The sequence below is a fragment of the Collinsella sp. BM28 genome, assembly GCF_054551995.1.
On record NZ_JBTOLJ010000001.1, the window covers coordinates 1,854,629 to 1,866,733 of the forward strand.

The 12,105-nt window shown below is 56.7% G+C and carries 7 protein-coding genes; 4 read left to right on the forward strand and 3 right to left on the reverse strand.

Features of this window, described 5'->3' with window-relative positions:
- Nucleotides 1–187 precede the first annotated feature (187 nt).
- Nucleotides 188–520: a hypothetical protein gene (locus ACX9NZ_RS08075; RefSeq protein ID WP_294121517.1), complete on the reverse strand. Its 333-nt coding sequence runs from the start codon at nucleotides 518–520 to the stop codon at nucleotides 188–190.
- A 50-nt stretch (nucleotides 521–570) separates the two neighbouring features.
- Nucleotides 571–2,586: an IS3 family transposase gene (locus tag ACX9NZ_RS08080; RefSeq protein WP_459389434.1), complete on the reverse strand. Its 2,016-nt coding sequence runs from the start codon at nucleotides 2,584–2,586 to the stop codon at nucleotides 571–573.
- A 194-nt stretch (nucleotides 2,587–2,780) separates the two neighbouring features.
- On the opposite strand from ACX9NZ_RS08080, the gene ACX9NZ_RS08085 reads away from it, so the two are divergent.
- On the forward strand, nucleotides 2,781–3,941 hold the full coding sequence (locus ACX9NZ_RS08085) for a hypothetical protein (protein WP_459389435.1): 1,161 nt from the start codon (nucleotides 2,781–2,783) through the stop codon (nucleotides 3,939–3,941).
- Here ACX9NZ_RS08085 and ACX9NZ_RS08090 read toward each other — a convergent pair.
- Complete coding sequence (locus ACX9NZ_RS08090; protein ID WP_407496999.1) at nucleotides 3,938–4,969, reverse strand: IS1595 family transposase; 1,032 nt, start codon at nucleotides 4,967–4,969, stop codon at nucleotides 3,938–3,940. The two genes, ACX9NZ_RS08085 and ACX9NZ_RS08090, sit on opposite strands and share 4 nt — an antisense overlap.
- Before the next feature lie 134 nt (nucleotides 4,970–5,103).
- Between ACX9NZ_RS08090 and ACX9NZ_RS08095 the strand changes: the two genes are divergently transcribed.
- The 3 genes from ACX9NZ_RS08095 to drmB are packed head-to-tail and all read left to right on the forward strand — an operon-like array spanning nucleotide 5,104 to nucleotide 12,105.
- Nucleotides 5,104–6,618, forward strand: a complete 1,515-nt coding sequence (locus ACX9NZ_RS08095; RefSeq protein ID WP_459389436.1) for a hypothetical protein — start codon at nucleotides 5,104–5,106, stop codon at nucleotides 6,616–6,618.
- Complete coding sequence (locus ACX9NZ_RS08100) at nucleotides 6,618–9,887, forward strand: helicase-related protein (RefSeq protein WP_407496944.1); 3,270 nt, start codon at nucleotides 6,618–6,620, stop codon at nucleotides 9,885–9,887. The genes ACX9NZ_RS08095 and ACX9NZ_RS08100 overlap by 1 nt, the downstream gene beginning before the upstream one ends.
- Nucleotides 9,826–12,105, forward strand: coding sequence for a DUF1998 domain-containing protein (gene drmB, locus ACX9NZ_RS08105; RefSeq protein WP_302742193.1), 2,280 nt, complete (start codon nucleotides 9,826–9,828; stop codon nucleotides 12,103–12,105). The genes ACX9NZ_RS08100 and drmB overlap by 62 nt, the downstream gene beginning before the upstream one ends.

Consider the following 12,105-nt stretch of genomic DNA (forward strand, 5'->3'; position numbering starts at 1 on the left):
CCGCAGGTATGCATTTCCTGACTTCGCTCAATTCTTTCCTCGCAAATTCTTCGCGAAGATGATCCGAGGCTGATTCTTCGCGGATTCTTCGCGAGGAATCAGCCTCGGGCGCTACTGCGACAAGGTGCGACATTACTGCGACAAGGTGCGACATTACTGCGACAAGGTGCGAAACTGAGCCGAGCGCCTACCTTATCGTGTAGAACTGCCTCGGGTCGTTGGGAGAGGAGCCGTGCCATTCGAGCAATCCCCCCTCCCCGACCAGCTTGCCGAGCAACCGGCTTGCCGTTCGACGATCCCTTCCAATATGCTCCGCGAGCTCCCTTGCCGTCACCTTTCCATTCGTGAAGGCAAGTCTTACGGCGGCGAGCTCATACTCCCCCAAGGAGGCGATCGCCTCGGGCGAAACCCTGTCCTCGAGCGCCTCGCTCCTCCTGACGGTCCGCGCCACGATGTTGTTCTCGAGCGTCAGCTGGACCTTCGTCCCGCCGGGCTCCGTGTAGACCGTGTGTTTCGTCAAGTAGATTTGAGCAGAAGGGACTGCGGTGGGAATCCTGGACCAAATCCATCCTATGCGACTAGCCCCAAATCCCTTCGGTACTGCATGGGGCTCTTGTAATCCAGGTCGCTCTTGATCCTGATGTCACGATACCATCTCAGATACGCGTCGAGCATGGTGATGAACTCCTCGATCGTAACCCCATCCCAGTCGCGTCCGTAAAAGAATTCCACCTTGAGCCTTCCGAAGAAGCCCTCGCACCTCGCGTTGTCGGGGCTGCAGCCCTTCCTCGACATCGATCTGACCAGGCCGTTCTCTTCGCATATCTTTATCCAGCCTGGCCAGCGATAATGACCGCCTCTATCCGAATGCACGGCCGGGTGGTCGCCCTCGTCGAGCCACTCACATGCTCCGAGCAGCGAGGAGTTCGCCATCTCGGCATCGGGAGACGTGGAGATCGACCAGCTCAGCGGCATCCCGTCGAAACAGTCGACGATTGGCGAGAGATAGGCCTTGCCGGCGGGGATGCGGAACTCGGTGACGTCCGTTATCCATGTCTCGTTCGGGCTGTCGGCGCGGAAGCGGTGCTTTCCCCGCTCGTCTAGCAGTAGGTTCGGAGGCGCTGCGGACGCCTCGCCCTCGTAGGAGCTGTAGCGCCGCTTCTTCTTGGCGGCGCATGCGACCAGGTTCTCCTCGGCCATAATGGCACGCACGGTCCACTCGCCGACTCGGCTCTCAGATCCAGACCCGGCGTTGACCTCGGCGACGATGCGCCTGTAGCCGTAGGTGCCGCCGCTGGATTCGAACGCCGCTATTACCGCCTCCCTGGCGGCCGCGTGTTCCTCGGCCTCGCCTTTGAGCTGCACGTTCCTCGCGTACTCGTAGCTGCTCTTGGCCATGCCCACCACGGGGAGCAGCTCGCAGAGCTTATACTTGGTCCTCAGCGCCGTCACCATCGCCGCCTTCTCCGCGTTGGCCAGGCGGCCCGGGTCGGCGCCCGGGTCTTTTTTTACTATCTCGAGGGTCGCCTGGCGTACGTCGAGCTCAAGCTGCACCTTTCTGAGCTGCATCTTCGCCTCTCGCAGCATATCTCGAAGCTGCTCGATGTCATCGGGCAGGTCGTCGAGCTCCTTGCTCACGGGTTCTCCCTTCTTCTCGGGTCCCCCGTCATTATCGCCCATCATCTCCCTGCGCCAGAAGTAGGGTGCGGTCCTCGACACGCCGTGACGCTCGGCTATCACCGCGGCGGGCCCAGTCCTCGCCTCCAGCTCCGCCACCACCTGCACCTTCTTCTCGATTGGAATCGGCGGCGTCTTTGGGTTCGGGCCCCTATACTTGCGCTGCCCGGGCGCTATCTCGTCGATCCAGTCGCCGAGCACCTCGCGGCTCTTGGGATATCCCAGCGCCCTCATCGTCCTCACCAGGCTCTTTCCATGCTCGAGGTAGCGCTCGACGGCGCGCTGCTTCATCTCTGCGGTGTACCTCGGGTCGGTGGCGAACTTGCTCTCGGGCACCTCACCGGTTTTCTTGTACTCGTTCCACCAGTTACGCAGGCAGGCTCTCGTCGGATATCCTAACTCTGCGACGGTGTCGGCGTAGCTATGGTCGAATTTGATGAAGGTCTCTATCGCGCGCTTCCTCTGCCCCTGGCTGTACATGCGGTTCTCCTCCTGTCCCGCTTTGGTCCAGGATTCCCACCGCAGTCCCGAATGGGCAGTAAAATCTGAGCAGGGTGAGCACGGAATGTGCTCATCATCTCCGCCCTGCCAGCGAAGCCGTAAAGACATCCCCCTGCGGGTGCGCATACCACGGCCATGTCCTGACGAGACCCTACAATCACCTCGGAGGGAAGTGATTAAGTTGCTCAGCGGAAATAATCTGTCGGAGACCTGCGGGATCCCACTAGAACGCAAACGCACCCATGTCGAGGTGGAGCGCCTTCCAGGGAGGCTCAACGGCGATGGGGATATACCCAAGAGGTTGATCTTGCCCAACGGCAAGATCTGACCCATAAGGACAACCGCCCGCCGCGTGACGGACGGGTGAGCGGTGTTCGGCACCCTCGTCGAGAGGTTCGACGTCTTCATGGAACGCGCAGGCGAGCTAAAGGCGATACGGCGTCAAAGCGGACGCTGGCTTGTGAGGGAAAGCGATGACAAAACCACACCCCCGCCCAAGCCTCCTTATTTCACAGCCCCATCTGCCGACACGCCAAATACCCGAGCACTAACACCCCAGTTTCTATGGGATACTTTTGTCAGAACATCGGACAGGAGAATCTATGGATGACCCTTTATTATCTTTCGCCAAGGATGCAAATACACCCACTTTGAATTGGTGCGAGTTTCTAGATCGATCTCTCGACCCCACTCACACTCTTTCTAGAAGGCAGCGCTGCACCGCCCTAAATTTATATCCGAACACCGGAATCACTTCCACATCGCTTGGCTTTTTGAAGCGCATGAAGGAGCTCGGACTCCCCGGCATGGTCATCGGCGTATCAGACTATCAGCGCGAAGCGCTCATGCTCTGCCTCGAACTTGCGTTTTCAACCGCATTGCGCACTAGGGTGAGACATTCGACTCTGCCTCAGAAGCTCCGCTTCGGCGATTTGATTGGCTTCTCTGACACGGTAATGGAATATAGAGGCACAAGCGAACATCCCGATCTCGGCACAGTTTTGGAATACTGCCCTGGCAGGAAGATGAAGCTTGACAGGTTCCCAAAGCTCCATCGGGTTCGCTCAGGGAGCACAGTCAATGTGCTCAATAAGAAGAGGCTGTCCCTAAGTAAGCAGATTAAGGCTTACAGGGACAAACCCAAATCCCTCAATCACATCTTCGATGTCTGCTCGTACATACCCGAGGCAATCGGCATTGGAGTTCCAAGCACGCCACTGCCCAACGTTGCACCCAGGACTCTTGGGTCAATCGAAATCGAAGTCAAGCATAAACGCTACAGCCTCAGAGAACTATTACCCATAGCGCGTTATATGGGTGACGGAGATTACCATCTCGACTATGCGTACAAAATCGATGCTTCGCCTTCTGTCGTTTCCGCAAAACGCGATCGGGACGGAAATTCGGACCTATTTGACTTTGTTGACTACCTCGAACGAGGGGGGAAGCTGTCGTGCGTCATAGTCGAGCTTTCCAACCCCCAGGGACTGAACGGCTACATCGGCGAACTCAGGGACCTTTGGGAAAAGCACCGAGTTCATACCATGATTTTCTGCGACGCGGCGGTCGCAGCGGAAATTGAACATATCGATGACCTGAACTACGAGCGATTCATCTGGTCAAAACGGCTGTTGTCGCACCATGCGGACCTATTTCCCGATTTCTGCCTGAGCGGAGCACAGCAGGCACTCGTGAATCAAAGCTGCGCCATTCTTCCCATCGAGCCGAAGCAAGAGATTTCCAATTCTGCAAACCGCTATTAGACCAATTTGGATACGTCGGACTCGTCCCGTGACTCCCAGAAGTCCCAGAACGGCTGCGGCTCCTCCTCGAGGTCCCGGCGCGTCGACTCGTACGAGCCGTTCGCCACGTGGGAGCGAAGCATCGCCTCCCGCGAGGCGTCCGAGCGCCTGACCTGCTCCTCCCAGCAGAACCACCACAGGTACCTCTGCAGGCGCCGGGTCGAGACGCCCCTGAACCTCCAGAGGAAGCCGCGCAGCCGCTCGTGCAGCGCGTTGACCATGCCGAGCTCGTCCTCGCCCGCGTCTGCCGCGCCGTAGCGGTTGTGCGACGCCGCGCCCGCCTCGGAGAGCGGCGCGGCGTACGAGGAGTGCATGTCGGTGGACACCTCCGAGCCCGCCACGCACGCGGGCGCCAGCCCCGCGCGGATCTGCTCGGCGCCGGGGCGGCCGCGCGCGGCGAGGACCGCGGTGCAGTCGCCCAGGTCGTTGACGACGGTGACGACGGCGACCTTCAGCGACGATATGCCGCGGGAGCGCACCCCGTGCCCGTTGGCGTGCGGCTCCCTCGGCATCCCGGACCTCCTGCCCGAGAACGACTCGTTCAGGTACAGCTCGTCGGCCTGCGCGGACACCCCGTCGCCGCCGCGCATCGGCTGGAGCTGCGAGCGCATCACCTCGAGGGCCCTCATCCTCATGAACCAGCTGGTCTTGACGCACACGCCGCAGCGCGCGGCGAGGCGCGCCAGGCTCTCGCCGGCGGCCATCCCCTCGACGTAGGAGGCCCAGGTGGCGGCGGGGAGCTTGGAGAGCGCGAGCACGCGCCCGGTCGACGCCGAGAACGACCTCCCGCAGCCGCGGCACAGCCAGCGCTGGGAGCCGCCGGCGCCGCGCCCGCGCCTGACGACGCGGGCGCACCCGCACCTCGGGCACGCGTCCGGCCAGGCTCCCGGCGAGCCGCCGGCCAGCGCCGACAGGATCGAGGCCTTCAGGTCGGCGACGAGCCTCTCCATGCCCTCGACGCCCAGGGACCGTGCCCCCTGTAGTATCATGTCGTACAACGCGCGCTCCTTCTCCGATGGGTTTGTCTGGCGACTTCCATCTTAGAGGGGCGCGCGGACACGTTTAGGGGGTCACCCGTATCCAACTTGGTCTAATAGCGGTTTCTGCAAAAGGACTCGAAGCATTGTGGTCCGCTCAGCAGCAGATGACGCTTGATGAGCAGGCATCACTCTCTCAGCTCACCCGCCTACACTACCAAGCTCTTCGCCAAACAGCGCCACTCCCCCTCGACATACATCAGCAGATCGTCTCCCAGCTCGACAGCATCAAGAGATCATTATGCGGAGATTTGGGCGGGTATTCGCTGACCAAGGAGGAAACCTCCGTAGTCCGCGCCGTTTGCGATGAAATCCTCATCTCTTCCACACCGAGCACCTTGCCAAACAAGGCCGCAGCAATCGCAGGCAGACTTGAGACCCTTGGAAAAAATGAACGCCTCTGCCTAATTGTGCCCAACGAGGATTCCAGAATGACCGAAAGCCGTTTTTGGCGAGGCGAGGCATCGCGACTGGGGCTCGACCCCGGGCACTTGCGATTTTGCACACCAAGGCAATTCCTAAAAGAAGGCCCGTCCGCAAATGGCGAAGCAGTTGTTGTAAGCGGATGGTTCAATAGATCGCAAATGGACCAAATTCTTAATTCGGGCAATTCAGAACTCTACTATCTACTCCTATACACCGGCGAGGCACTAGAGGTCGATTGGTACAAGCTTGCTCCAAATGCTTGGAATCGCCGTGAGGTCAGCGCTTCCGCATGGAATCGTAATTGCCTCGAAAAGCTCGGCGTATCTCTACCCGAATGCCTAATCCTCCAGTCCAGTCCTACCCCCAGCCCCCTCTCGTCGCAAGACGACCAAGGTGACCCGATGGAGAACCGTGAGCGCTTGGGAAGGGTAGCCGACCAGACGCGCATAATCAGACTGGAAGGTGACGAGCGCCTCGCGCGACAGGTATCTTTCTCGAATGGAGATTACTGCTTCTTAGAATGCGCGCCGGCAGGAGGCACGAGGCCATGCGTTGTGCCCGATCAATCCAACTTGGCATACGGGTGCCTCAGAAAAAATGCTGATTCCTTGGAACCCGGAGACGCAGTCCTCCGGATTCGAAGCGATGCAGACCGCATTGGGGACGCCGAGCTGTATTCCAACCAATACGCCATCGCCTTCTCGGAGGCACGCGCTTGGCACGTTCCTATTGATGCCGCGCTGAGATATATGTCGCGAAGCAGGATTGTCGACCGTATTTCAAACGCTGGGTGTTCGCGCAACTTTGCGACGATTTCTCGATGGATTGACGATCCCGACCTAATCATGCCGCACAGCAAAAAGGATGTCGAATATATCGGAAAGGCACTCTCCATGCCTTTTAGCGAGGAGGATATCCGGAAGATGTCAGAAGCTGCCAGCTATTGTCGAGGAGAGCGGATTACAAAGGGCAGGGACTTCGTGAGTGATGGAACCGATAGGTTCATGTTCCACTACCTCTCACTTGGATCGGCCCAAGCCGCCCTTCAAGAATGCAACAAGGAGTCAGAGGGACGTTGCACCTTTGAATTGCTTCGGGTGGACACAGTCAGCGACCGGATTGCTGTTCCCAGGAAAAAGCTTGGCTGGGTCATTCGTAGTAACATGGAGGAATAATGACAGATAACGATATGAGAGACGCGCTCTACAACGCCGTCTATGAGAACTTTGTCGGTCCGATTGATTCAGAAGACGCAGGACTCACCAAGCGATATCCCCTGGGCAATGCGGGATATGCGGCGGGCGTACTCTACCCAGTTGGAAGCAGCTTTTCCGAGACTCCGGATCATGATGAAAGCGATGCCCAACAATCAACGGACGACCCACAAAACAACGCTTCCAATACAGACGAAATCGTTGCCCCCGATGAGATTGAGCCACAATCCAGCGATCTTTCAGACTACGAAGAGCCCATTTCGCTCTCAAACTCCAACTTCCAATCGGCAATCAGCCTGACCGTTCGAATTCCGGACGACAGCTCCCTGAAGGTCGAAGTCCATGCCGCCACCTACAAGGAGGAGAAGTCCGACAAGACGAATTATCGTCGCCGTCCCATAACCTGGAACTGCACTGTCCGTATTCCCAGCAGCAATAACCCACGGGAGCAGATCGGTGTTCCAGAAACCAATCTGGAATTGGTCGCCGTCTACCGCTATCGCCCAGATGGCTACTCAACGGTTCTCAGCATCGCACTGAGAAACACAAATAAGGCATCAGACAGCGGCCGTTCCGGCCTTGGTAAACATTACTTCCAGTGCTCTCTAACCGTCAGCTCCTCGTCCGCCTTTCTCCCGGTTGAACTTCAACGGCCGGATGATTACCAAATGACAGAGGAAGAGCTTTCCGACTATCTCATCTACTCCCCTGTAAAGAACTACGCGCTGGGGCACGGCTGTGCCGCCGATTGGGATTCAGGTTCAGCGGCCCCAGAGACAGTCAGGACACGAATTCTGCCTCTTGAAGAAGTAAGACCGACCCTGTCGACGATTGAAGAACTTTCCGAAGTTCGATTCGAGATGCGCTCATTCGCCGAAGAGTCCAACTGGGAAGAGACTCGTGCCGCTCTCTCGGCTCTTTGCGATGCCTACGAGAGGTGGATTTCGGACACCTCCGACACCGCTCAAGATCTCCATGATTGGCGCCTCAAGCCGGCTACGGCTAATTTGGATAAATGCCGCGCCTGCCTTCGCCGAATGCGAGAGGGCCTCGACCTGCTCACAGTCGATGGAGTTGTTCGAAGTGCATTCATCATGGCGAACGAAGCAATGTATGAGCAGTACCTGCATTACAGCATCGCATCCAGGGCTGCAGACTCCCTCGAAGCCGCAGCAGCAAAACCGCGCGATTGGAGGCCTTTCCAGATCGCGTTCATCCTTCTCAACATCACCTCCATGTCAAAACCCGAAAGTGACGACCGCTCCCTACTCGATTTAATCTGGTTTCCGACCGGAGGCGGCAAAACCGAGGCGTACCTTGGACTTACCGCCTTCACGCTCATCTTAGAGAGACTCAACGGCGAGAAGTGTGACGGTACGAGCGTTATTATGCGGTATACGCTCAGACTGCTCACGAAACAACAGTTCTCTCGTGCGGCGGCCCTCATCTGCGCCCTAGAAGTCATGCGCGCGCGGAATCCAAACAGGCTTGGCAGCAAGCGCTTCTCTATCGGACTGTGGGTCGGACGCTCAACCACTCCAAATACTTGGGAACAAGCATTGCAGCTCTATGGAGACCTAAGAAGGGGCATCGAGCCCGAACAGGACAAAGGAAGTCTTCCTATACTCCAGTGCCCTTGGTGCGGCGAGCCCATGGGACAGGCAACAAAGGATGCAGCGGGGTATATCAAGACCAGAAAGCGCGATTCCACTGGAAAGAGAACCGATTACCTTCGCTTTTTCTGCCCGAACCATCAATGCCATTTCCATCAAGGAGACGACTCTCTCCCGCTATTAGTGGTGGATGAAGAGATCTATGAGAATCCACCTTCATTGCTACTTGGCACCGTAGATAAATTTGCGATGATTCCATATAGGAAGGAATCGTTCCGCCTCTTCGGCATAGGAGACGGAGGCGAGAGATTCCACACCCCGAAGCTGATCATCCAAGATGAGCTACATCTAATATCTGGGCCACTCGGGTCGATGGTCGCGTGCTACGAGACGTTGATTGACGCTCTTTGCAGCTACGGTAGTACTGGGGCATCTCCAAAAATCATCGCCTCAACCGCGACCGTAAGTCGCGCCAAAGAGCAATGCAACCAGATATTCGCCTGCGCAATGGACAATGTCTGCCAGTTCCCCCCTTCTGGGATCAGATATGATGACTCCTTCTTCGCACGCATCGATCATGGGGGTGACGGCAGACGGTACGTCGGCCTTTATGCCCCCAGCATCACCGCTGCCACCGCCTCCATCCGCCTTTATACCGAGTTGCTTTGGGAGCCTTGCACCTGGCAGGTGGATGACGATGTCATCGACCCATACTGGACCGTTACCGGCTACTACAACACCACTAGGGAGCTCGGCCAAGCTTTGACTTGGACAGTTGCCGACATCCCTGAACGCCTGCTCGAAAAGCGCCGAGCCAATCCTGTGGAGAAGCCCCGCTACCTCAATCGAACCCTTGAGCTTACCGGGCGCAAAAGCGCCTCGGATGTGCAGGACGGGCTAGAAAGACTGTCTGCTAAGCATGCAACGAATGGTGGCCACGATCGCTCTATAGACCTTTGCCTTGCAACCAACATGATTTCTGTCGGCCTTGATGTCGGCAGGCTAGGAACCATGGTCGTCGCAGGACAACCGAAAGAGACGTCGGAATACATCCAGGCAACCAGCCGAGTCGGCAGAAGTGATAACCATGGAATAGTATTCACGGCGTACAACGCATCGAAGCCAAGGGACCGATCCCATTACGAAAACTTCAAGAACTACCATCAGAGTTTCTACAAGCACGTCGAGCCCTCAAGCGCCACTGCGTTCTGTCAGCAGGTCAGGGACCGCGCCCTACCCGCAATCCTCGTCGCCCTCTATCGAATGCAAAACCCGTCGCTCGCCTCTCCGAACAATCCTCAGCTCCGCGCCATTGAGACGGCAAAGCAGATCATACTCACACGCATCAACAGCATCGACCCAAATGAGGTAAAAGATGCCGAAGCCGATCTGGACTACTGCATACAGCAGTGGGTGAACGAGGGTTACGACGTCTGGTACGACTTGGGCTTCCCCCAACCAGACACACCCACACCGCTTATCCACCCCGTCGGTGTCATTAATCCAGTTTGGGGAAACGCGGGGTTTGAGGCCCCCACAGCAATGAGAACCGTTGATGGAGACTGTCAGGTCGCCGTTCTCCAGCGACGAAATGATGGGGAGGCAGATGATGTCTAGAAACCACCGCTCCAAAAGCAATCACAATCAAATCCAGAAGAAATGCAGCCTTCGCAAAAACCAGCTTTTCGGCCCATGGGGTCCCGGGGCGATACTTCCATGCCCTGACGGGTCGTCGTTGATGATTGCAGGACTTGATGAGTTCCCCTTCCAAAAAGATATGAATCAGGTTCACGATCGAAGACTTGCAAGCTTCATCGGCGTCACCCGCCTGCTTGAACCGCCAACGAATGAGGGCACCAGAATCTATGCAGTCAGATTCCCTCTCTGGATGTATTGTCCTAGGTGCCATACGATGTACAAAAGCAAACCCATTGAAACATCGATTCCGCGTTGCGGTAAACCCTCTTGCAATCATTGCAAATTGGTTCCAGAGCGTTTTGTCGTCGCTTGCCCAAATGGACATATTGATGACCTGCCCCTCCTAGAACTCATCCATGGCGAACCTGTTAATCCGGAAGAGCATGTTCTAGTAAGAAAAACGCGCGGAGGCAGCGGGACTCTTAGAGACATCTACTACTATTGCGAAAAATGCAACAAGGGCATCCCACTTGACACCATAGCCTCTCCTGGGGCTTTGGAGAAATATGGGTATCATTGCCGCGGCAGCAGACCTTGGCTCGAAGAAACCCCCTCTTCTCCATGCGACGCACCTACCTCGGACCTACGAGTCATTCAGCGAGGCGGAACCAACGTATGGTACTCGCAAACGATCAGCTCTATCTATATCCCAGATACGCATAGAAAAGCCGCTCTCGACTATGCGGAAGCAAAGTACGACTACCTCACCACCATCTCAGCATGTGGAGGGGAAGCATTCAGAGAGGTTCTTTCTCACGAGGCGAGACGCGCTGGAATTAACACCGACGAGCTGCTTGCAGCGTTCCAGTCTCTGCAGGAAGATCAAGGCGCACAATCGACGCGCTCGGAGCTTGCATATAAGCATGAGGAGTATGGCGTCCTATCCGACCCCGACAGATTCAAAAGCGACCTAGAATCGTTTGAGGGAAGCGCACTACCCTCTTCGGAGTACTCATCAAGGCTGCTGAAATCGGCCGTTGAATCGATATCCCTGATTTCAACCCTTAAGGAAACAAAGGCTCTTATCGGGTTTTCTCGCCTCTACCCCAATGTAAAGCCCGGCGTATCGTTCGACGAACAGCGTTCGATGCTATCACGGAATAGGCTCGATTGGGCGCTTGCAACCCAACTAACCGGAGAGGGCGTCTTTCTCAAGCTGAACGAGGGACTACTAGACGCTTGGAGCTCTATCCCCTCCGTGCGGAAACGAACCGAACAGCTTGAAAGTAATCTAAAGCACCCAGCGAACAGCTTTAACGCTCAAGAAGCTGATGGCACGCTTAACCCCCGCTACATTGCGCTGCACACCCTCGCCCACATACTCATGCTAGGGATAACGCAGGAATGCGGCTACCCAACGGCATCTGTACGCGAGCGGATCTACTGCAACCGCTCCCTTGATGATCCCTCGGATCAATCTATGAACGGAATCCTGATTTACACCGCTTCTGATGATAGCGAAGGGTCGCTAGGCGGACTCGTCCGTGCGGGTCGTCCCGGTATTTTTGAGCGAATCTTCGACAAGGCGATTTCCGATGCGCGATGGTGCTCCTCAGACCCCGTTTGCATCGAATCCCCCGGGCAAGGGCAGGGGTCGTGCAACCTTGCCGCCTGCTACAGCTGCGCCCTTGTCCCAGAAACATCCTGTGAGAACGCAAATAAGATTCTTGATAGGGCAATGCTGACTGGGACGCTCGAAGACCCGAGTATTGGGCTGTTTAATTTTGACGGCGGCCCTATATCGAACGATAGCCAAATGGCCGTAAGGGAGCCGCTGAGCCTTCTGGACGATACCGACTATTCCCAAACATCCGTAGCTGATATCTGTTCATCCGCTTCGTACGGCATCAAACCATCAGAAGCCGAATACATTAGTTTTCTTTCTGACGCCCTATCCTTCAAGCACATAGAGCATCCAGCCCCAAATTGCATAATCGGCAACCAGAGCATAGAGATACCTGCCACCCTTGGATGGGCGGTTGCCCGTGTCGCCCTTCTATCCCAAGAGGATGTTGAAGACAGCGGGATGTCTCTTGAAGAGCTGCGGGATGCCGCGCGCGGTTGGGACGTATATGCAATAGACGACGCTCCCGCCCCCGAAGAACTGCTCAACATCCTGGAGAATAACTGTGGCTAG

Excerpts from the sequence above, each read along its gene's own strand:
- ACX9NZ_RS08080 (WP_459389434.1), bottom strand. The coding sequence starts at position 2,586 with ATGAAGACGTCGAACCTCTCGACGAGGGTGCCGAACACCGCTCACCCG.
- ACX9NZ_RS08085 (WP_459389435.1), top strand. The coding sequence starts at position 2,781 with ATGGATGACCCTTTATTATCTTTCGCCAAGGATGCAAATACACCCACT.
- ACX9NZ_RS08090 (WP_407496999.1), bottom strand. The coding sequence starts at position 4,969 with ATGATACTACAGGGGGCACGGTCCCTGGGCGTCGAGGGCATGGAGAGG.
- ACX9NZ_RS08100 (WP_407496944.1), top strand. The coding sequence starts at position 6,618 with ATGACAGATAACGATATGAGAGACGCGCTCTACAACGCCGTCTATGAG.
- drmB (WP_302742193.1), top strand. The coding sequence starts at position 9,826 with ATGGAGACTGTCAGGTCGCCGTTCTCCAGCGACGAAATGATGGGGAGG.